Origin of the sequence: Jiella soli, assembly GCF_020615385.1 — a bacterium.
GTDB lineage: Bacteria > Pseudomonadota > Alphaproteobacteria > Rhizobiales > Rhizobiaceae > VKMB-3413.
Map to the genome: position 1 here is coordinate 318450 of NZ_JAJAVB010000022.1, position 20047 is coordinate 338496.

Annotated in this window: 19 protein-coding genes and 1 riboswitch; of the genes, 17 read left to right on the plus strand and 2 right to left on the minus strand. The window is 67.2% G+C overall.

Features of this window, described 5'->3' with window-relative positions; translation table 11 throughout:
- Positions 1 to 60: 60 nt before the first annotated feature.
- The gene (locus LH400_RS13040; RefSeq protein ID WP_229153152.1) at positions 61 to 1638 is read right to left on the minus strand and encodes an ABC transporter substrate-binding protein; all 1578 of its coding nucleotides are present in this window, start codon (positions 1636 to 1638) and stop codon (positions 61 to 63) included.
- A gap of 189 nt (positions 1639 to 1827) precedes the next feature.
- Between LH400_RS13040 and LH400_RS13045 the strand changes: the two genes are divergently transcribed.
- The 5 genes from LH400_RS13045 to LH400_RS13065 are packed head-to-tail and all read left to right on the plus strand — an operon-like array spanning position 1828 to position 6740.
- Positions 1828 to 2817 (plus strand): GntR family transcriptional regulator, encoded by a 990-nt coding sequence (locus LH400_RS13045; protein WP_229153153.1) that lies wholly within the window; start codon positions 1828 to 1830, stop codon positions 2815 to 2817.
- Positions 2814 to 3515, plus strand: a complete 702-nt coding sequence (locus LH400_RS13050) for a creatininase family protein (RefSeq protein ID WP_229153154.1) — start codon at positions 2814 to 2816, stop codon at positions 3513 to 3515. The genes LH400_RS13045 and LH400_RS13050 overlap by 4 nt, the downstream gene beginning before the upstream one ends.
- Positions 3512 to 4570, plus strand: coding sequence for a ketopantoate reductase family protein (locus tag LH400_RS13055; RefSeq protein WP_229153155.1), 1059 nt, complete (start codon positions 3512 to 3514; stop codon positions 4568 to 4570). Before LH400_RS13050 ends, LH400_RS13055 begins: the two co-directional genes overlap by 4 nt.
- On the plus strand, positions 4567 to 5325 hold the full coding sequence (locus LH400_RS13060) for an SDR family NAD(P)-dependent oxidoreductase (RefSeq protein ID WP_229153156.1): 759 nt from the start codon (positions 4567 to 4569) through the stop codon (positions 5323 to 5325). The genes LH400_RS13055 and LH400_RS13060 overlap by 4 nt, the downstream gene beginning before the upstream one ends.
- A complete protein-coding gene (locus LH400_RS13065; RefSeq protein ID WP_229153157.1) occupies positions 5322 to 6740 on the plus strand; it encodes a dipeptidase in 1419 nt (472 codons plus the stop codon). Before LH400_RS13060 ends, LH400_RS13065 begins: the two co-directional genes overlap by 4 nt.
- 63 nt (positions 6741 to 6803) lie before the next feature.
- Here LH400_RS13065 and LH400_RS13070 read toward each other — a convergent pair whose 3' ends face one another.
- Entirely contained in the window at positions 6804 to 7712 is a 909-nt protein-coding gene (locus LH400_RS13070) for a LysR family transcriptional regulator (protein WP_229153158.1), read from the minus strand.
- Positions 7713 to 7906: 194 nt separating this feature from the next.
- Here LH400_RS13070 and LH400_RS13075 point away from each other — a divergent pair, with 194 nt between their 5' ends.
- The 12 genes from LH400_RS13075 (at position 7907) to LH400_RS13130 (ending at position 19948) form a co-directional block, all read left to right on the plus strand.
- Positions 7907 to 9121, plus strand: coding sequence for an aminotransferase (locus LH400_RS13075; protein WP_255617227.1), 1215 nt, complete (start codon positions 7907 to 7909; stop codon positions 9119 to 9121).
- Complete coding sequence (gene speB, locus LH400_RS13080) at positions 9114 to 10166, plus strand: agmatinase (protein WP_229153159.1); 1053 nt, start codon at positions 9114 to 9116, stop codon at positions 10164 to 10166. Before LH400_RS13075 ends, speB begins: the two co-directional genes overlap by 8 nt.
- 69 nt (positions 10167 to 10235) lie before the next feature.
- Positions 10236 to 11324 carry an ABC transporter substrate-binding protein gene (locus tag LH400_RS13085; RefSeq protein ID WP_229153160.1) on the plus strand — a complete coding sequence of 363 codons (1089 nt, stop codon included), beginning with the start codon at positions 10236 to 10238 and terminating at the stop codon, positions 11322 to 11324.
- 339 nt (positions 11325 to 11663) lie between these two features.
- Positions 11664 to 12707, plus strand: coding sequence for an ABC transporter ATP-binding protein (locus LH400_RS13090; RefSeq protein WP_229153161.1), 1044 nt, complete (start codon positions 11664 to 11666; stop codon positions 12705 to 12707).
- Between the two features lie 62 nt (positions 12708 to 12769).
- A complete protein-coding gene (locus LH400_RS13095) occupies positions 12770 to 13564 on the plus strand; it encodes an ABC transporter permease (protein WP_229153183.1) in 795 nt (264 codons plus the stop codon).
- On the plus strand, positions 13561 to 14367 hold the full coding sequence (locus LH400_RS13100) for an ABC transporter permease (protein ID WP_229153162.1): 807 nt from the start codon (positions 13561 to 13563) through the stop codon (positions 14365 to 14367). The genes LH400_RS13095 and LH400_RS13100 overlap by 4 nt, the downstream gene beginning before the upstream one ends.
- Positions 14364 to 15140 carry a nitrilase-related carbon-nitrogen hydrolase gene (locus LH400_RS13105; RefSeq protein ID WP_229153163.1) on the plus strand — a complete coding sequence of 259 codons (777 nt, stop codon included), beginning with the start codon at positions 14364 to 14366 and terminating at the stop codon, positions 15138 to 15140. The genes LH400_RS13100 and LH400_RS13105 overlap by 4 nt, the downstream gene beginning before the upstream one ends.
- Positions 15141 to 15294: 154 nt before the next feature.
- Positions 15295 to 15403, plus strand: a riboswitch (guanidine-I (ykkC/yxkD leader).
- A gap of 106 nt (positions 15404 to 15509) precedes the next feature.
- Positions 15510 to 16589, plus strand: a complete 1080-nt coding sequence (locus LH400_RS13110) for a putative urea ABC transporter substrate-binding protein (protein WP_229153164.1) — start codon at positions 15510 to 15512, stop codon at positions 16587 to 16589.
- A 19-nt stretch (positions 16590 to 16608) separates the two neighbouring features.
- On the plus strand, positions 16609 to 17508 hold the full coding sequence (locus LH400_RS13115) for an ABC transporter permease (protein WP_229153165.1): 900 nt from the start codon (positions 16609 to 16611) through the stop codon (positions 17506 to 17508).
- Complete coding sequence (locus LH400_RS13120; protein ID WP_229153166.1) at positions 17426 to 18247, plus strand: ATP-binding cassette domain-containing protein; 822 nt, start codon at positions 17426 to 17428, stop codon at positions 18245 to 18247. Before LH400_RS13115 ends, LH400_RS13120 begins: the two co-directional genes overlap by 83 nt.
- Positions 18244 to 19455 (plus strand): agmatinase family protein, encoded by a 1212-nt coding sequence (locus LH400_RS13125; RefSeq protein WP_229153167.1) that lies wholly within the window; start codon positions 18244 to 18246, stop codon positions 19453 to 19455. The genes LH400_RS13120 and LH400_RS13125 overlap by 4 nt, the downstream gene beginning before the upstream one ends.
- A 22-nt stretch (positions 19456 to 19477) precedes the next feature.
- A complete protein-coding gene (locus LH400_RS13130; RefSeq protein ID WP_370638385.1) occupies positions 19478 to 19948 on the plus strand; it encodes a hypothetical protein in 471 nt (156 codons plus the stop codon).
- Positions 19949 to 20047 lie beyond the last annotated feature (99 nt).

Genomic DNA, 20047 nt, shown 5'->3' on the forward strand with positions numbered 1-20047 from the left:
TTTGCGCGATCGATGAGCCTGTCGGCGGCGGAGCCGGAGCGTCCGCCGCCGGCGTCTCGCTTACTTGTCGATCCAGGTCGCCCGGAAGACGTTGTTGCCGAGCGGGATCTGCAGGAAGCCGTGCACCGTGTCGCGCAGCGCCACCGGATAGGGCGTCTCGTAGAGCGGGATGATCGGCCCGCTGGCGTTGTAGATCTTCTGGATCTCGGCGTATTGCTCGGCCCGCTTCTTCTGGTCGATCTCCTTCTGCGACGCCTCGAACAACTCGTCGGCCCGCTCGCTCTTCCAGCCGGAATGCACCGCGTCGATGTTCTTGGAATAGACGTAGTAGGAGGTGATCTCGTTCGGGTCGGCGATGTCGTCGGTCCAGGCGCCGGCGCGCATGTCGAACTCGCCGTCGCGGTATTTTTGCGTGCGGGTCGCGTTGTCGACCTGCTGCAGTTCCAGCTTGATGCCGATCTGGCTCCACATCTGCTGCAGGGCCGTCGCCGTGCCGATCTCGTCCTGGCTGCCGGCGAGGATCAGGATCGAGGTCGAGAAGCCGTCCTCGTAGCCGGCCTCCTTCATCAGCTGCTTCGCCTTTTCCAGGTCGTAGGGATAGACGGCGCCCTCGCCCACATGCAGCGGCGTCGCCGACGACATGTAGGACGACATCGGCGTGCCGACGCCATGGGTGACGATCTGGATGATCGCCTGCTTGTTCGCGGCGTAGTTCATCGCCTGGCGAACCTTCTCGTTCGACAGCGGATTGTCCTTGCCGCCGACCTGCGGGCGCACGTTCATGATGACGTCGGCGATGCGCGTCGAGGGGAAGAGCTCCATGTCGATCCCCTCCGCCTGCTTCAGCTCGGCGACGCGGGAATAGGGGATCAACTCGGCACCATCGATCTCGCCGGACTGCAGCTTGAGGATACGCGTCGCGTCGTCCGGCAGGAGGTCGAAGGTGATGCCGTCGAGATAGGGCAGCGGCTTGCCGTCCTCCCCCTTGTCCCAATAGTGCTCGTTCTTGACCAGCTCCATGGTCGATCCGCGCTGCCAGGACTTCAGCACGAACGGTCCGGAGCCGACCGGATGCTCGGCGAAGGACTTCGCCTTTTCGGCGTCGGTCTCGCCTTCCGAGGCCTCGAACTGCTTCTTCGGCAGGATCGCGGCGTTGAACACCGTCAGCGCCGGCAGGATGGCGGGGTCGGTATGCTTCAGCTTGATGGTGATGCCGTCATCGCCCTTGGCGACGACGTCGTCGACGGATTGGAGCAGGAAGTTCCAGATGCCGTTCTCCGGATTGGCCGCCCGCTTCAGCGACCAGATCACGTCGTCCTGCGTGATCGGCGAGCCATCGGAGAACATCGCCCCCTGGCGCAGCGTCAGATCGACCGACAGCCCGTCATCCGCAACCTTCCACTCGGTCGCCAGCCCCGGCTTCAGGCCCTTGCCGTCGTCGGTCGGCAGGATCAGCGTGTCATAGAGGTTCGACAGGATCCAGATGTCGACATTGGCGTCGTTGAGGACCGGATCGAGGAACAGGCTGTCGGCGTAACGCCCATAGTGCAGGACGCCGCCGCGCTCGACCGCGAGGGCCTGCGAGCTGACGCCGAGGAGAAGCGCAGCGGCGATCGCCGAGCGGATGATGGTCTTCATGAGCGGAGGCCCTCCATGTCACGCAGTGTGCCAGAACGCTGGTACGATAGGCATGGCGAGGCGGGCGAGTCAATTCGCTGATCATGCCCTCTTTTTGGGCGCAATGCCCAAACAACTGCCGCATCGCAGGGCTTGTCCGGCTTCGCAGGATCGTGCTAGCCACGAAGTACAGTTGGAGCCGGACTCTCGATGAATTTTCATGTCGATCGCGACCTGCCCGTGCCGATCCGGTCGCAGTTGAAGGGCCTGATCGAATACGGCATCGCCTGCGGCGAACTGAAGGCCGGCGAAGCGCTTCCGTCCGTGCGCGAGCTCGCGGAACGGATCTCCGTCGCGCCGATGACGGTAAGCCAAGTCTATCGGGAACTGAAGACGGAAGGCCTGATAGAGGCGCGGCCGGGGTCGGGCACCTTCATCGCCAATTCGAGCCAGGCCCGGATGGCCTCGCGGCCCGAAGCCATCCAGCTGCGCCGCCGGATCGATGCCCTCATCGACGAAGGGCTCGCCATGGGGGTGCGCGCCACGGACCTCGCCTCGCTGGTCAATTCCCGGCTGTTCTACCGGACCAGTCTCGGCCGGCGCACCCAGGTCGTGATGGTCGGACTGTTTCCGGAAGCGACCGCCAGCTATGCGCGTTTCATCGCCTCGCGGCTCGGCGAAGCGGCAACGGTCGAGCCGCTGACCATCTCGGCCATGCAGCGCAATCCGGAGATCCGCGCCCGCGGCGCCTCCGCCGATCTCGCCATCACCTTCGTCAACCGCCAGCGGGAGGTGGCGGCGCTGTTGCCGAACACCAAGGTGGTCTCGATCAGCTTCATCCCGTCCGAGGAGACGCGGCGCTCGCTCGCCTCGCTGGACCCGCTGGCAAAGGTCGCCGTCGTCTCGCGCTTTCCCGACTTCCTGCCGATCATGAAGGCCGGCGTCCAGCGCTTCGCGCCGCATGTGCCGACGATCGCGGCGACCACGGTCGAGGAGCCCGACCTTGCCGAAATCGTCGAGCGTTCGAGCGTCGTCGTCTACGCCAGCGGTGCCGAAAGCGTTCTGCCCCTGGTCGGGCCGGATCGGCCGGCCATCGAATACCGCCACATTCCCGATCCCGCCGACATCGAGCGGATCGTCCATCCCATCGTTCGGGGATCCGCAGACAGCGTCCCCTTTCCGGAAAGGGAAGCGTCATGAGAGTTTCGCAAGTCAATTGGCCCGAGATCGAGGCCTATCTGAAGACCGACGACCGCGCGATCCTGCCGCTCGGCTCCACCGAGCAGCATGCCGGCCTGTCGCTCTCGGTTGACTCGATCCTATCGGAACGGGTGGCCGCGGAGGCCGCCGAGCCCTTGGGCGTTCCGGTCTTCCCGGTCCTCGCCTATGGCCTCACGCCCTATTTCCTGGCCTATCCCGGCTCGATCTCGATCCGCATCGAGACCTATGTGCGGATGGTTCGTGACATCCTCGACTCGTTGAAGCGCCAGGGCTTCAAGCGCATCCTGATCGTCAACGGCCATGGCGGCAACCAGCCGGCCGGCAGCCTCGCGATCGAATGGATGGCCGACAATCCCGGCCACTCGGTGAAGTTCCACAATTGGTGGAACGCGCCGGAGACCTTCGCCAAGGTGCAGGAGATCGACCCCGTTGCGTCGCACGCCTCCTGGATGGAGAACTTTCCCTGGACACGGGTCGAAGGCGCCCAGCTGCCGACGCAGATGAAGCCGATGATCGACCTGTCGCTGATGCGGATGATGGACCCCGACAAGGTCCGCGCCTTCCTGGGCGACGGCAATTTCGGCGGCTATTACCAGAAGCCGGACGACGACATGCAGGCGATCTGGAACGTCGCGGTCGCCGAGACCCGCGCGCTGATCGAGGGTCCCTGGGCGTGAGCGAAACGGAAAGCCCTGCCGCTCCGATCCTCATCTGGGGCGCCGGCGCGATCGGCGGAACCCTCGGCGCCGCCTTCCTGCGCACCGGCCACAGCGTCGTCTTCGTCGACAATGACGGCGACCATGTCCGCGCCATCAACGCCAAGGGCCTGTCGATCGCCGGGCCACTGTTCGAGGTCACGGTGCGCGCGCCCGCCTTCCTGCCGGACGAGCTTGAGGGGACGTTCGAGACGATCTTCCTCTGCGTGAAGGCGCATCACACCGAGGCCGCCACCCGGCAGCTAGCGCCGCACCTTTCCGAAGCCGGCTGCGTCGTCTCCGCCCAGAACGGCCTCAACGAATACGTCATCGGCCAGATCGTCGGCGAGCCGCGCACAATCGGCTGCTTCGTCAATTTCGGCGCCGATTATCTGGAACCCGGCCTCGTCCACTACAGCGGCCGGGGCGCGGTGGTGATCGGCGAGATGGACGGTGCCCGGACCCCGCGCGTCGAACGACTGCACGCTCTTCTGCGCGGCCTTGCCGACGACGCGATCCTCTCGGACAACATTCTCGGCTTTCTCTGGGGCAAGCTCGTCTACGGCGCCCTCCTGTTCGCCACCGCGCTCACCGATCTGTCCATCGCCGACGCCCTCGCCGATCCGGCGCACCGGCCGGTGCTGACCGCGCTCGGCCGCGAGGTGGGATCGGTCGCGACGGCCGCCGGCATGCGGCTCGCGCCCTTCGACGGCTTCGATCCGCTCGCCTTCGTCCCGGATGCGCCGGCCGCGCGCACGGCGACGTCCTTCGACGACATGGTCGCCCACAACCGCCGCTCCCTGAAGTCGCACAGCGGCATCTGGCGCGACCTCGCCATCCGCAAGCGCAGAACCGAGGTCGATGCGCAGCTCGGGCCGATCGTCCAATTCGGCGAACGCCACGGCGTCCGGGCGCCACTGACTGCGCGCCTGATCGCGATGATCCACGAGATCGAGGACGGGACGCGGCCGCTCTCGGCCGACAATCTGAGCGATCTTGCCGCAGCGGGTCGGGACGGGAAAGTGAGCGCCGCATGAACATTGCCTTCGAGGGGCGGACCGTCCTCGTCACGGGAGCCGCCCACGGATTCGGCCGGACCATCGCCATCGGCTTCTGCGAGCGCGGCGCCAGGGTGATCGCCTGCGACATTCTCGAAGCCGAGCTTGCCGAGACCGTGCGGCTGGCCGGGGCCTCCTGCGAGGCACGCCCGCTCGACATCACCGAGCGCGACGCGGTCCAGGCCGCGGTCGGCGAGATCGAAGCGCGCGACGGCGGCGTCGACATCCTGGTCAATTGCGCCGGCGGCGTCCTCGGCCAGGTCGGCCGGCCGATCGAAGAGATCGGCGAGGCCGACTGGAAGGCCATCTTCGCCGTCAACCTCTCCGGCGCCTTCTACATGACCCAGGCCGTCGCTCCGGCCATGAAGCGCCAGAAATGGGGCCGCGTCGTCAACATCTCCTCCGGCGCCGGGCTCGGCATCTCGCTCACCGGCATCCAGGCCTATGCCAGCGCCAAGGCCGGCCAGATCGGCCTCACCCGCCAGCTCGCGCACGAGCTCGGCCCCTTCGGCATCACCGTGAACAACGTCGCGCCGGGCTTTGTGCGGTCCAATCCCACCACCGAGCGGCAATGGGAGGCGATGGGGAAGGAAGGCCAGGACAGGCTGATCCAGGCCATCGCCCTCAAGCGGCTCGGCAGCCCGGAGGACATCGCCAACGCCGTGATGTTCTTCGCCTCCGAACAGGCGGGCTGGATCTCCGGACAGGTGCTCTCGGTGGACGGCGGCAAATGACGGAGGGACGGACCGTGGACGATGTCGAAGCCTATCTGTCCGAAAACGCCGACGCGGCGATCGAAGAGCTGAAGGCGTTCTGCCGGATCGAGAGCGTCTCGACCGATCCCGCCTATCGGTCCGGAATCTCGGCTGCGGCCGATTTCGTCGCCGAGCGGCTGACCCGCGCCGGCTTTCCCACCGTCGAGATCATTGAGACCGGCGGCCATCCGGCCGTCGTCGCCGAATGGTGCGCGGCGCCCGGCGCGCCGACCATCCTTGTCTACGGCCATTACGACGTGCAGCCGCCGGACCCGCTGGAGAAGTGGGCGAGCCCGCCCTTTTCGCCTGATATCCGCGACGACCGCCTCTACGCCCGCGGTGCTTCCGACGACAAGGGGCCGGTGATGATCCCGATCCTCGTCGCGGAAGCTTTCGCGCAAACGCGCGGGAAGCCGCCGCTGAACGTGAAGATGATCGTCGAGGGCGAGGAGGAATCCGGCAGCCCGCATCTCGGCGAGACGATCGCGCGACTGAAGGAGCGGCTCGCGGCCGATCTCGTCGTCTCGGCCGACGGCGCCATGTGGCGGGCGGACCTGCCGTCGGTGACGGTGGCGAGCCGCGGCCTGATCGCGCTCGACGTCACGGTATCCGGCGCATCGAAGGACCTGCATTCCGGCCGCCATGGCGGCAGCGCACCGAACCCGGTGCGAGCGCTGTCGCGGATGCTGGCGAGCCTCCACGACGAGGCCGGCCGGGTGGCCGTGCCGGGATTTGCCGATGACGCGACGCCGCCCGATCCCGCGATCCTCGACGCGATCCGCGCCTCCGGCTTCGATCCGGCGGACTATTTCCGCGCGATCGGCGCGCCGCTGCCCGATCCCCTGCCCTCGGCCGAGGAACTGCTGACGCGGCAGTGGCTCGAACCGACGCTGGAATTCAACGGCATTTCCGGCGGCTATTCAGGTCCGGGCACCAAGACGGTCATCCCCTCCTCGGCGAGCGCGAAGATCACCTGCCGCCTCGTCGCCGGCCAGGAGCCGGAGGCCGTGTGCGCGGCGATCGAGACGCATCTGAGAAGGGTGACGCCGACCGGCTACGCCATCGAGGTCCGGGAGCACGGGCCGGGCAGCGCCGCCTTCGCGCTCGATCCGGACGAGCCCGCGCTCGCGATCACCGAAGACGTTCTCGAAGGCATTCTCGGCGCCCGCCCCTTGCGCGTCGCGATGGGCGCGACGATCCCGATCGGCGCGGTCTTCAAGGAGCATCTCGGCGCCCCGCTCGTCTTCTTCTCCTTCTCGACCGCCGACGAGGACTATCACGCGCCGAACGAATTCTTCCGGCTGGACAGTTTCAGGAAGGGACTGATCGCCTGGGCGCGGCTCTTCGACCGCCTTGCCGACGGCCTGCCGGAGCGCGCGACGCCCGAACGCTGACGGCGGCAGGCGCTTCGCCACCAATGGATCCCGCGCCTGAAAACCGAGACATCGTCGCAGCATTCAGCGCGCCTGCGGCGACGCCCAGACGCGCTTGACGGTCTCGATGAAGGCCGCCGTCACATCGCTGAGGCGGCGGTTTGCGGGAGAGAACAGCTCGAAGACGCAGGTATAGCCGATCTCGTCCGGCCGGATCGCGCGCAGCGTCCCCTCCGCCACGCCCTGCGCCGCGTAATGGTCGGGCAGAAGGCCGACATAGCGCCCGGACTGGATGAGGATCAGCTGCGGTTCGATCTGGTGGACCGTCGCCTCGACGCGCCAGTCCAGCTCGCGCAGCATGTCCTCCTCGCGCCAATAGCCGCGATGGACGAATGGCATGGTCGCAAGCCGCGCATCGGTCAGCTCGGCATCGGCCGCCGCGAAGGCCTCGTGCCCGCGCCCGCAATAGAGGCTGTGGCGCTCCTCGTAGAGCCGGTCGTAGACGATCCCGTCGATCCGGTTGCGGTAGCTGCCGATGGCGCAGTGATAGAGGCCGTCGGCAACCTTCTGCTGCATGTCCTGGGGCCGCTCCTGCGCGATCGCCAGCGTCACATTCGGCGCGACGGCGCCGAAGGCGGCGATGGCTGCGGCAAGGTGGTTGGCCGGATCGGACGCGATGGCGTCGAGGATGCCGATCCTCAGCTCCCCCGAGAGTTCGCCGCGAACCGATGCGACGTCGGTGGAGAAGTCCTGCAGCGCCTTGTCGAGCCGGCGCGCTGCATCGAAGGCCGCCCTTCCCTTTTCCGTCAGCCGGAAGCCGCCCCGTCCGCGATGGCAAAGGACGAAGCCGAGCCGCTCCTCCAGCGCAGTCATGTGGTTGGAGATGGTCGACTGGCTGACGTTCAGATCACCGGCCGCCGCTGCGAAACCGCCATGCCGCACGACCGCGTCGAAAACCTGAAGGAGGCGAAGATCACTTCCAGAAACGCGCATCGGCGGCCCACCCACTTTGACGATCGTCAATGTCTGGATTGATAGGCCGATATTCCATTGCCCGTCCAGCGCCGGTTCTATGGTGACGATTGAGGCATACGCCCTCCATGACCAATGAACGGGCAGACGGGATTTCGATGCAGGGAGGCAGGGATCAGTTGCGGCCCGATCCGGGTGCGGGTGAGGCAAGGATTTTGCCCCGCGCCAATCCTCTGCTCGCCCGCGTGGCGCCGCCGCCGATCGCCCAGGCCGACCGTTGGGCCGCCGCCTATGACGGCCGGCATGGCGCGCTGATCAATTGCAGCCAAGCGGTGCCGAACCACGCTCCGCCGGCCGATTTTGCCGCGCGGCTCGCAGAGGCGGCCGCGAGCCCTCAGGCCGCCCGCTATGGCGACATCCTTGGAGATCCGGCGCTGCGGCACGCCTATGCGGCCCACGTCTCCCGCCGCTATGATGCGACGATCGAGCCCGGCCGGGTCGCGATCACCGCCGGCTGCAACCAGGCCTTCTTCGCGGCGATGATCACCGTCGCGGGTGCCGGCGATGCGGTGATTCTGCCGGCGCCCTGGTATTTCAACCATCAGATGACGCTCGACATGCTCGGCATCGAGAAGCGGCCGCTCGTCACCAAGGCCGAGACCGGCTTCCTGCCGGACCCCGCCGCCTTAGAGGCGCTGATCGACGAGAAGACCCGAGCGCTCGTCCTCGTCAGCCCGAACAATCCGACCGGCGCGGTCTACCCGCCCTCGCTTCTTGTCGAGCTTTTCGACACCTGCGTCCGCCGCGGCCTCCATCTGGTTCTCGACGAGACCTATCGCGACTTCCTTCCGCCGGAAACCGGGGCGCCGCACGCTTTGTTCGCGGCGCCGGAAGGCGAGGCCCATCTGATCTCGCTCTATTCCTTCTCGAAGGCCTATGCGATCCCGGGGCACCGGGTCGGAGCGATGATCTCCGGCGAAGCGCTCGCCGCCGAGATCGAGAAGGTGATCGACTGCATCCAGATCTGCGCGCCCCGGCCGGCCCAGGCCGCGCTGCCCCAGGCGATCGAGTCTCTCGCCGACTGGCGGGCCGAGAACGCCGCCGTCATCGCGGCGCGGGCGCGCCTGTTCGAAGACATGCTCGGCGACATTCCAGGCTGGGAGCTCGACCAGATCGGCGCCTATTTCGCCTATGTCCGCCACCCCTTCCCGGATCGGCCGGCTGCAGACGTCGCGGCCGGTCTCGCCCGCGACGCCGGCATTCTCGCTCTGCCCGGCTCCTTCTTCGGGCCGGATCAGGAGCGGCATTTGCGGATCGCCTTCGCCAACGTGCCGGAAGACGGCATCCGCGAGGTGATGCGGCGGCTGGCGCTCAACTCGGGCGGCGATGCCGGCAAGGACAATCGAGAGAAAGTTCGAAACGATGGATGAGACGAGACTGAACGCGCTGCGTCAGCGCTTTGCCGGCGAGAACGAGCGCCGGATCTACGACGAAGGCTTCGCCGCCGTCGCCGACCGCCTGTTCGACCCGAAGGGCACGCGCGTCGCGCCCTATGCCGGCCTGCCGACGCTGCTCGACGTGCCCTACCGCGCGATCGACTGGGCTGCGCCCGATTTCGGCGATCTCCAGGTCGCGATGATCGGCGTGCCGATGGATCTCGGCGTCACCAACCGCAACGGCTCGCGCTTCGGGCCGCGGGCGCTGCGCACGATGGAACGGGTCGGCCCGTACAATCACGTGCTGAAGACCATGCCGACCCACGAAATCACTGTCGCCGATATCGGCGACGTGCCGTTCCGCTCGCGCTTCGATCTCGCCACCTCGCACGAGGACATCGAGCGGACGGCGGGCGCGATCGCCGGGGCCGGTGTCCTGCCGCTCTTCGTCGGCGGCGATCATTCGATCTCGCTGCCGATCCTCCGGGCGCTCGGGGCCGAAAGCCCCGTCGGCATGATCCATATCGATGCGCATTGCGACACGTCCGGCCCCTTCGACGGCTGCAAGTTCCACCATGGCGGCCCGTTCCGCCAGGCCGTCCTCGACGGCGTGCTCGATCCCGAGCGCACGATTCAGATCGGCATCAGAGGCTCCTCGGAATATCTCTGGGAATTCTCCTACGACACCGGGATGACCGTCATCCATGCCGAGGAGATCGCCGATCTCGGCATCGCCGCGATCGTCGAAAAGGCCAAGGCGGTGGCGGGCGACGGCCCGGTCTACCTCTCCTACGACATCGACAGCCTCGACCCGGCCTTCGCCCCCGGCACCGGCACGCCGGAGATCGGCGGGCTCTCGACGCGGGAAGCGCAGGCGATCCTGCGCGGCCTTGCCGGTATCCGAGTGATCGGCGGCGACGTCGTCGAGGTCGCGCCGCAATACGACGCGACGACCAACACCGCCCATGCCGGGGCGCAGATGCTGTTCGAGCTCCTCAGTCTCGCCCGGCTCTCCCCCGCCCTTCCCAAGCGGAAGTGACAGCGCGGCCATTGCGAGACATCATCAGACCAACGTCGAACCGAAACCCCGATCCCAAGGAGTGACGCCATGACCCGCAAGCCATCCCTCGTCCTCACCCGCCGGCAGGCGCTTCTGGCCGCCGGCGCCGGCGCCGCGACCCTCGCCATGCCCTCGGTGCTGAGAGCCCAGGACAAGTCGCTGAAAGTCGGCGTCTATGGCGGCTATTTCAAAGACTCCTTCGACAAGAACATCTTCCCCGACTTCACCAAGGCGACGGGCATCGCGGTGGAAAGCGTCGCCGAGCCGACGGGCGAGGCCTGGCTCGTCCAGCTCGAACAGGCCGGCCGGGCCGGCGTCGCGCCGGCGGACGTGTCGATGATGAGCCAGGTCGCGATGCGCAAGGGGCTGCAGACCGAACTCTGGCAGCCGCTCGATCCCTCGAATATCCAGCATTTCGACGAGGTGCTGCCGCCGTTCACGGTGAAGTACGACGACGGCCGGGTCGCCGGGATCGGCGCCGTCGCCTGGTACATCACGCTCGTCTCCAACACCAAGACCTTCCCCGAGGCGCCGGACAGCTGGGCGACCTTCTGGGAGGAGGACAAGAAGAACAAGCTCGGCCTTCTCGCCCTCGTCTCCAACTCCTTCCTCCTGGAAGTCACCGCGACGACCTTCTTCGGCGGCACCGACATCCTGTCGAGCGAGGACGGCATCCTGAAGGTGATGGACAAGCTCGCCGAGCTGAAGCCGAACGTCCAGCTCTGGTACCGCGACGAGGCACAGTTCGAGCAGGCGCTGAAATCGGGCGAGATCCCGATGGGCCAGTACTACCACGACGTCACCGGGCTCGCGGCCGCCGACGGCTTCCCGGTCCGCTCGACCTTCCCGAAGGAGGGCGGCATCTCCGACAGCGGCTGCTGGGCGGTGACCAAGGCGTCGAAGAAGCTCGACCTCGCCATGGAGTTCATCGACTACATGACGCAGCCGAAGATCGCGGGGCTCCTCGCCCGCAAGGTCGGCACCGCGCCGGTGCTGAAGCGTTCGGCGCTCGATCTCTCCGACAAGGAGTTCGCGGCGGTCTCCTCCGAGATTTCGCCGATCATCCCGCGCTACGACCTCTATGTCGAAAAGGCCGACTGGCTGAACCAGAAATGGACCGAGCTGATCGTCGGATAAGGCAGTGGGCGCGGCGGGCCTCCTCCAGGTGGTCCATCCCCCGTTCGCCAACGTTCACCCGGGGTCGCCGGTGATGCATCGGATCGGCTGCGATGCGCACGTCGCAAGGGCGGCACCCCCGCCGCATCGTCATCCTCGGGCTCGGTCCCGAGGATCCAGAGCGGCGCTTCAACCGCCCACTGAGATCGAAATCTTCATGTCATGCTTCCACGTTCAACGTTGCAACTGGATCCTCGGGACGGAGCCCGAGGATGACGACGCGTCGATGTCCTGGCGTCGCTCGCAAACGTCGCCGCTGCCGCGTCGAAGCGGCCTGAAGGCAGCGACGGGGCGGACCGAATGAGCCAGCTCGACCTCGTCAACGTCACCAAGCGCTATGGCGAAATCGTCGCCGTCGACGACGCCGCCCTGACGGTGCCGGCGGGCAGCTTCATCTGCCTGCTCGGCCCCTCCGGCTGCGGCAAGACCACGCTCATGCGCATCATCGCCGGGCTGGAGTCTGCGAGCGCCGGCGAGGTGCGCTTCGACGGGACGCGGATCGACGCGACGCCCGTCCATCGGCGCGATTTCGGCATGGTGTTCCAGTCGCTCGCCCTCTTCCCGCATCTGTCGGTCGGCGACAACATCGCCTATCCGCTCCGCATCAGAGGCAAGGGCCGAGCCGAGCGCGAGGCGCGGGTCGCCGAACTCCTTGATCTCGTCCGCCTGCCGGGCGTGGCCGACCGGCCGATCAGCCAGCTTTCAGGCGGCCAGCGCCAGCGCGTCGCGATCGCCCGCGCGCTCGCCGTCTCGCCGAAGCTCTTCCTGCTCGACGAGCCGCTCTCGGCGCTCGACGCCAAGCTGCGCGAGGCGATGCAGGTGGAGCTGCGCCAGCTGCAGCAGCGGCTGGGGATCACCACTATCGTCGTCACCCATGACCAGCGCGAGGCGATGACCATGGCCGACCAGATCGTCGTCATGAAGAGCGGCCGCGTCCTGCAGATGGACCGGCCGATCGACGTCTACCGCAGGCCCGCGAGCCCGTTCGTCGCCGACTTTCTCGGCCAGACCAACTGCCTGACCGCAAAGGCCGGTTCGGGCGGTGCCGAGATCGTCGGCGCCACCGTTCCCGGCCTCGATCTCGGCGCCGGACGTCGCGAGGCGGAGATCTCCGTGCGCCCCGAGGATGTCGCGGTGCGCGGCGCGGGCGAAGCGCCAATCGCGGCAGAAATCGAGTTCGTGCGGGACATGGGCTCGACCATCGAGATCTATTTGAAGACGGCGGCCGGGCCGATGATCGCCCAGCGGCCGACCGGGCACGGGGAGTTTTCCATCGGCGACAAGGTCTCGCTCGCGATCGATCCCGCCGCCGTCGTCGTCTTTCCGGACGGGGCGCCGCGGTGAGCGCCGGGACCGCAGCAGGAAGCCCATCGCGCGGACAGGCCGCGCTGGCCTTTCCCGCCGTCATGCTCGCCGCCTTCTTCGTCGTGCCCTTCGGGCTGATGATCGCCGTCTCGTTCTTCTCGAGGGTCCAGAGCGGCTTCTACGAGCCGGTGCTGACGACGGCAAACTACGCCCGCTTCCTGTCCTGGTTCTTCGCCGACATCCTGTTCTTCTCGGTCGGCCTGTCGGCGCTCGTCGCGGCCGTCTGCCTCACCATCGGGGCGCCCTTCACCTATCTCCTGTCGCGCCTATCCCGCCGCGCGCAGGTGCCCTGGCTGGTGGCGATGATGGCGGTGCTCTCCCTGTCGGAGGTGATCATCGGCTTTGCCTGGTCGACGCTCCTGTCACGCACCGCCGGAATCTCCAACCTCCTCGTCGCCATCGGCCTGATGGACGGTCCCGAGGCCTGGACGCCCGGCTTCTTCGCCGTCCTCTGCGGCATGGTCTACCAGGCCTTTCCCTATTCGATCCTCGTCCTCTTCCCGGCCTTCTCCCGGCTCGACCCGTCGCTGCCGGAGGCCGCGCGCACGCTCGGCGCCTCGCCGGTGCGCGCCTTCTTCACCGTCGTCCTGCCGAGCCTTCGCAACGCGCTCGTCGCCACCTTCATCATCGTCTTCGTCTTCGCGCTCGGCGCCTATCTCCTGCCGCAGTTGCTCGGCCGGCCGCAGCACTGGACGCTGTCGGTGCTGATCACCGACCAGGCGATCTACCAGTCGAACATGCCCTTCGCGGCGGCGATGGCGGTCTTCCTGGTGGCGACCAGCCTGATCCTCGTCCTTCTTTCCACCATGGTCGGCGGCAGGGGCCGCGCGGCATGACCGAGAAGCTCCTCTCGCGGCTGTTCTTTGCCCTGGTCGGCCTGTTCCTCGCCGCGCCCCTCGTCGTCATCGCCGGCGTCTCGGTGAACGAGAAGCAGAGCCTGACCTTCCCGCCGCAGGGCTTCTCGCTATCCTGGTACGCCCAGATCTTCACCGACGGCGAATGGCGCGGAGCGCTTCTCACCTCCGTCCTGATCGCGCTCGGCGCCGCGAGCATCGCCGTCCTCATCGCCCTGCCGATCGGCTATGCGCTGTGGCGCAAGACCACCCTGTTCGGCCGCATCGTCCAGACGCTCGGCGTCTCGCCCTTCGTGCTGCCGCCGGTCATCACCGCCCTCGGCGCCCTCAGCTTCTGGGCGACGGTCGGCTCCTACGGCGCCTGGTACACGGTGGTGATCTCGCATGCCGTGTTCTTCACCAGCCTGCCGCTGGTGACGATCTCGCTCGGCTTCGCCACCATCGACCGCGAGGTGACCGAGGCGGCGCGGACCATGGGCGCCGACGACCGCCGCATCCTGACGACGATCGTGCTGCCGATGATCGCGCCATACATCGTCTCGGGCTTCGCCTTCGCCTTCGTCCTGTCGCTCAACGAGTACATCGTCGCCTACATGACCGTGGGGTTCACCCAGGTGACCGTGCCGATCAAGATCTTCAACGCGCTGCGATACGGCTACACGCCGACCATGGCGTCGATCTCGATCCTGTTCGTCGCCGTCGCCGTGGTGGTGTTCGGCCTGGTCGCCCGTTTCGGCGACCTGCCGCGCCTGCTCGGCGCATGGTCGGACGGAGGACGGAAATGAGGGTCGCGGCGGTCCAGATGGAGGCGGGCGTCACCGACCTGGAGGAGCGCCGGGCGGCGATCCTCGCATCCGTCGAAACAGCGTCGCGGCAGGGCGCCGAAATCGTGGTCCTGCCCGAACTCGCCGTCACCGGCTATGGCGCCGCCGAGGCCCATATGGCACCGGGTGAGGCGGAGACGGCCCTGGCCCCCTTCCGGGCGGAAGCCGACCGGCTGGGAACCGCGATCGTCATCGGCCTGGCGCTCGCAACGGATACCGGCACCATCAACGCCGCCGCCCTTCTCGCTCCGGGCAGTACGCCCCTCCTCTATGCCAAGCGCATGCTCTACGGCGGCTATGAGAAGGAGCTGTTCGTGCCGGGCACTGCGCCCTCGCCGATCGTGACGATCGCCGGTCTCGCCTGCGGGCTCCTCGTCTGCTTCGACGTCGAGTTCCCCGAACTCTGCCGCGACCTCGCCCGCCGCGGAGCGCAGGCGATTCTGGTGCCCACCGCCCTGCCGAAGAGCGCCGGGGCTGCGTTCATCGCGGAGCATGTCGTGCCGGTGCGGGCCTTCGAGAACCAGGTCTTCGTCGTCTATGCCGATCACTGCGGCGCGGACGCGCGCTTTGAATATCAGGGTCAGTCGGTGATCGCCGCGCCGGACGGCAGCCGTCTCGCTTCGGCGGGAACGGAAGGGCCGGCGCTTCTCCTCGCCGACCTTGATCCGGCGGCCTATGCGGAAAGCCGCGAGCAGAACCCGTATCTTGCGGAGGCCGCCGCGGCGGTGCTCTGAGGCCCGGCGCCCAGGGAACAGCCTTCGAACTGGGCGAATGCGGGGAAAGCAGGCAGGTCCTGCCCACCGAATAGCCAGACCATCGCCCTGTCCCGACCGTTCCGCCCGAAGCCGTGTCATCTTCTTCTGGCACGGAGCTTGCTCGGTTTCGTTCGTGCGGTGCGTCTAGGGTTCCGGCGTCCTCCATCGAGGGCGCGGCTGGTCCGAGAGACGCACTCTCCGGGAGTTCCGGGGAGACACGGCGGGCCAAAATCCCGGGAGAACGCCGCACGGACCCGCCTCGAAGCGGGCCGTCTCCCGGTCCTCTTCGCGCGACGTCCTCGATCAACCGGCCGTCCCGGCCGACGCGACGAAGAAGGAAGAAGCCGCATGCGAAAGTTTGCCACCGCCCTGGCGCTCGCCGTCTCGCTCCTCGCCCTTCCGGCCATCGGCACGAGCGCCGCCCATGCTGAGGCGAAGAAGGACTTCTCGGTCTGCTGGTCGATCTATGCCGGCTGGATGCCCTGGGGCTACATGCAGGATTCCGGCATGCTGAAGAAATGGGGCGACAAATACGGGATCTCGATCAAGGCCGTGCAGATCAACGACTATGTCGAATCGATCAACCAGTACACGGCCGGTCAGTATGACGGCTGCTCCATGACCAACATGGACGCGCTGTCGATCCCGGCCGGCGGCGGCGTCGACACGACCGCGTTGATCGTCGGCGACTATTCCAACGGCAATGACGGCGTCGTCCTGAAGGGCGGAGGCATGGACACGCTCGCGGCCATCAAGGGCCAGCGCGTCAATCTCGTCGAGCTCTCGGTCTCGCACTACCTCCTCGCCCGCGCGCTCGAATCCGTCGGCATGTCGGAGCGCGACGTCACCGTGGTCAACACCTCCGACGCCGATTTGGTAGCGGCCTACCAGACGCCGGACGTGACCGCCGTCGTCACCTGGAACCCGCTCCTGTCGACCATCACCGCCATGCCGGAGGCGCACGAAGTCTTCGATTCCTCCAAGATCCCCGGCGAAATCCTCGACCTCATGGTGGTGAACACCGAAACGCTGAAGGACAATCCGGACTTCGGCAAGGCGCTCACCGGCGCCTGGTACGAGATGATGGATCTGATGCAGTCGGACACGCCCGAGGGCAAGGAGGCGCTGGAAGCGATGGCCAAGGCGTCGGGCACCGATCTCGAAGGCTACAAGGACCAGCTCTCGACGACGGCGATGTTCTACGACCCCGCGAAGGCCGTCGAGTTCACCAAGTCGGACGCGCTGCCGAAGACGATGACCTTCGTGGCGAACTTCCTCTTCGACCACGGTATTCTCGGCCAGGGCGCGCCCAGCGCCGATTTCGTCGGCATCGCCTATCCCGGCGGCAGGACGACCGGCGACGAGGCCAACATCCAGCTGCGCTACGACCCGGCCTATATGGAGATGGCCGCGGACAAGAAGCTCTGACGGCCGGACGGGGCGCGCCTTGCGGCTGATCAACATCCATCCCGGGCGCGCCCTCAAGGGCGCGCTCGGCGCCCTGCCCTTCGTCCTCGCCGTCGGCCTCTACGCCATCGGCAGTGCGATCCGGCGCGCCGAGAACCCGCAGGACAAGCTCCTCCCCTCGCTTCCGGCGATCGGCAACGCCATGTGGCAGATGGGCTTCGTGCCGGACCGGCGGACGGGCGACCTCCTGTTGTGGTCGGACACGGCGGCGAGCCTCGAACGGCTCGGCTTCGGCATCTTGATCGCGGCGGCGCTCGCCGTCGTCCTCGGCGCGCTGATCGGCATATTGCCGCTCGGACGGGCGCTGTTCTCGCCCTTCGTCGCAGCCTTCTCGCTGATCCCGCCGATCACCATCCTGCCGATCCTGTTCATCGTGCTCGGGCTCGGCGAGGCGGCGAAAATCGGGCTCGTCGCCATCGGCACCGCCCCGCTGATGATCCGCGCGCTGGCGCAGGGTGTGCTCGACATTCCGCGCGAGGAGATCGTCAAGGCGCAGACCCTCGGCGCCACCACCTGGCAGATCGCGGTCCGCGTCGTCTTCCCGCAGCTCTGGCCGAAGCTGATCACGGCGATCCGGCTCGGCCTCGTTCCGGCCTGGATCTTCCTGATCTCGGCGGAGGCGATCGCCGCGACGGAGGGGCTCGGCTACCGCATCTTCCTCGTCAGGCGCTATCTCGCGATGGACGTGATCCTGCCCTATGTGATCTGGATCACCCTCCTGGCCTATCTCATCGACCGCGTGCTTGCTTGGGCTTCCTTCCGCCTTTCCCCTGGGCGCATCTGTCCGGAGAGGCGCTGTGAGCTTCCTCGAAGCCAGACGCATCTACGTGACCTATGGCGACGCACCCATCCTCGAGCGGGTGGATCTTTCCGTCACTGAGGGATCGCTGGTGACGATCGTCGGCGCGTCCGGCTGCGGCAAGTCGACCTTCCTGCGCATCCTGCTCGGCCAGGAGCGGCCGACGCGCGGCGAGATCTGCATCGAGGGCCGGACGCTTGCCGCCGAGCCGGACGCCGAACGCGGCATCGTCTTCCAGAAATATTCAGTATTTCCGCACCTCACCGTGCTCGGCAATCTGATGCTGCCGGCCGAGATCGAAGGCTCGCACGTCCTCGGCCGGCTATTCGGGGCGAAGCGCCGGGCCGCGCGCGAAGCCGCGGAGGCGGTCATGGACAAGATCGGCTTGGCCCATGCGGCGGACCGCTATCCGGCGCAGCTATCGGGCGGCATGCAGCAGCGTCTCGCCATCGGCCAGGCGCTCTTGAAGCGGCCGCGAATCCTCCTCCTCGACGAGCCCTTCGGTGCCCTCGATCCCGGCACCCGGCGCGACATGCAGGCGATGCTGATCGAGCTGTGGCGCGAGACCGGCATGACCGTCTTCATGGTCACCCACGACATTCAGGAGGCGTTCCATCTCGGCACAAGGCTCCTGGTCTTCGACAAGGTCCGCCACGACCCGCAATTTCCCGCAGCCTACGGCGCCACCATCACCTATGATCTCGCCTTGCGCGGCCCGGCAGGGTCCGACGCGGCGGGTGACCTTGATCCGGCAGAGACCGGCAGACTTCCAGCTGGCCCGGCCGATGCCGGCGCATCGAAGACAGGAGACGAGGCATGACGTTCGACCAGCCCAGCCGCACGAGCCGCAAGGCCGGCGCCCCCGCCCCGCTGAGGGACCGCGCCCGGCGCCACCATCCGGACTTCAATTCCAAGGAGACCCGCGGCTGGAAGGCGCTCGAAGCCGAGGACAAGCTCTCCGGCGACGGCTGGGCCCGCGAGGTGAAATGGGCGCTCGACATGGGCCTGCCCGGCGCCGATTCCATCACCGACAAGTCGATCCCGACCTTCGCGCGCGGCGAGCTGCCGCATTTCGCGGGGATCAACACCTTCCTCAAGGCGCCCTATGTCGAGAATGTCCGCGATGTCGGCAAATACGACGCCGCCGTCCTCGGCATTCCGTTCGATTCCGGCACCACCTATCGGCCCGGTACCCGCTTCGGCCCGCAGGGGATCCGGCGCATCTCGGCGCTCTACACCACCTATAATTACGAACTCGGCGTCGACCTGCGCGAGCAGATGACGCTCTGCGATGCCGGCGACGTCTTCACCATCCCGGGCAATCTGGAAAAGAGCTTCGACCAGATCTCGCGCGGCGTCTCCCACGTCTTTTCCTCGGGCGCCCTGCCGATCATGCTGGGCGGCGATCATTCGATCGGGTTTCCTTGCGTGCGCGGCATCGCCGAATGCACCTCGAAGCGCATCGGCATCATCCATTTCGACCGGCACATCGACATCCAGGAAAAGGATCTCGACGAGCGCATGCACACGACGCCCTGGTACTGGGCGACGAACCTGCCGAACGTGCCGGCGGTGAACCTCGTCCAGCTCGGCATCGGCGGCTGGCAGGTGCCGCGCCCCGGCGCCAAGGAGGCCTATCGCCGCCAGACCAATGTCCTCACCATCGAGGACATCGAGCATTACGGCCTGGAGAAGACCGCCGAGATCGCGCTGGAGCTCGCCTGGAAGGATGCCGACGCGGTCTACATCTCCTTCGACGTGGACTCGCTGGATTGCGGCTTCGTGCCCGGCACGGGCTGGCCGGAACCGGGCGGATTCCTGCCGCGCGAGGCGCTGAAGATCCTCGGCCTCGTCTCGGCCCCCGGCATTTGCGGCCTCGAAGTGGTGGAAGTCTCGCCGCCCTACGATACCTCAGACATCACCGCGCTGATGGGCGTCCGGGTCTGCGTCGAGGCGCTGGGCTCGATGGTCGCGCATGGCACGATGGGCAAGCACAAGGCGATCATCGACAAGCCGGTGATCTACTGAGCCGGCGGAGGAGAGCGACATCATGCATCGCGGCGACACCGACCATTTCCATCCATACGACATGCCGCACGGCCATGTCGGCCACAACGATCCGAAACCGGCGGCACAGTGGCAGACCCCGCACCAGCCCGAGGGCGCGGCGGGAGAGGATCACCATCACACGCACGAGGCCGATTTCGACCTCGTCGAGAAGGCCTTCGTCGACAGCTTTCCGGCGGCGCCCGACCCGACGAGCTTCCTGCGGCTCGCCGGCATTCCCTTCGAGGCCAGGCTCGGCGACGGAACGGTGCTGAAGCTCCTGCGCGTCGCACAGGACGTCAGCGTCGATATCGGATCATTGTCTCCGCATCTCGGCGGCGAGACCTTCCGCTACGATCCGCTACCCGCCGCCATGGTCTCGCGCCGCGCCGCGCTCCGCTTCGTTTATTTCGACGGAGCCCGCACGCGCGCCCTGACGCTTGAAGAGGCCAAGGGCTTGCCCGCGCGCGGCTGACGGCGCCGGTCATGCCAAGGCGGATAGGGTTAGAGCATCGGGCAGGAAGTATGAATCGAAGGATTTCCTTTTGATGTGAATGCTGATTCCCTATGGCCG

Coding starts and splice junctions, on each gene's coding strand:
- LH400_RS13060 (WP_229153156.1), top strand. CDS start 4,567: ATGAACATTGCCTTCGAGGGGCGGACCGTCCTCGTCACGGGAGCCGCC.
- LH400_RS13045 (WP_229153153.1), top strand. CDS start 1,828: ATGAATTTTCATGTCGATCGCGACCTGCCCGTGCCGATCCGGTCGCAG.
- LH400_RS13070 (WP_229153158.1), bottom strand. CDS start 7,712: ATGCGCGTTTCTGGAAGTGATCTTCGCCTCCTTCAGGTTTTCGACGCG.
- LH400_RS13105 (WP_229153163.1), top strand. CDS start 14,364: ATGAGGGTCGCGGCGGTCCAGATGGAGGCGGGCGTCACCGACCTGGAG.
- LH400_RS13110 (WP_229153164.1), top strand. CDS start 15,510: ATGCGAAAGTTTGCCACCGCCCTGGCGCTCGCCGTCTCGCTCCTCGCC.
- LH400_RS13050 (WP_229153154.1), top strand. CDS start 2,814: ATGAGAGTTTCGCAAGTCAATTGGCCCGAGATCGAGGCCTATCTGAAG.
- LH400_RS13095 (WP_229153183.1), top strand. CDS start 12,770: ATGCTCGCCGCCTTCTTCGTCGTGCCCTTCGGGCTGATGATCGCCGTC.
- LH400_RS13090 (WP_229153161.1), top strand. CDS start 11,664: ATGAGCCAGCTCGACCTCGTCAACGTCACCAAGCGCTATGGCGAAATC.
- speB (WP_229153159.1), top strand. CDS start 9,114: ATGGATGAGACGAGACTGAACGCGCTGCGTCAGCGCTTTGCCGGCGAG.
- LH400_RS13100 (WP_229153162.1), top strand. CDS start 13,561: ATGACCGAGAAGCTCCTCTCGCGGCTGTTCTTTGCCCTGGTCGGCCTG.
- LH400_RS13125 (WP_229153167.1), top strand. CDS start 18,244: ATGACGTTCGACCAGCCCAGCCGCACGAGCCGCAAGGCCGGCGCCCCC.
- LH400_RS13040 (WP_229153152.1), bottom strand. CDS start 1,638: ATGAAGACCATCATCCGCTCGGCGATCGCCGCTGCGCTTCTCCTCGGC.
- LH400_RS13065 (WP_229153157.1), top strand. CDS start 5,322: ATGACGGAGGGACGGACCGTGGACGATGTCGAAGCCTATCTGTCCGAA.
- LH400_RS13085 (WP_229153160.1), top strand. CDS start 10,236: ATGACCCGCAAGCCATCCCTCGTCCTCACCCGCCGGCAGGCGCTTCTG.
- LH400_RS13130 (WP_370638385.1), top strand. CDS start 19,478: ATGCATCGCGGCGACACCGACCATTTCCATCCATACGACATGCCGCAC.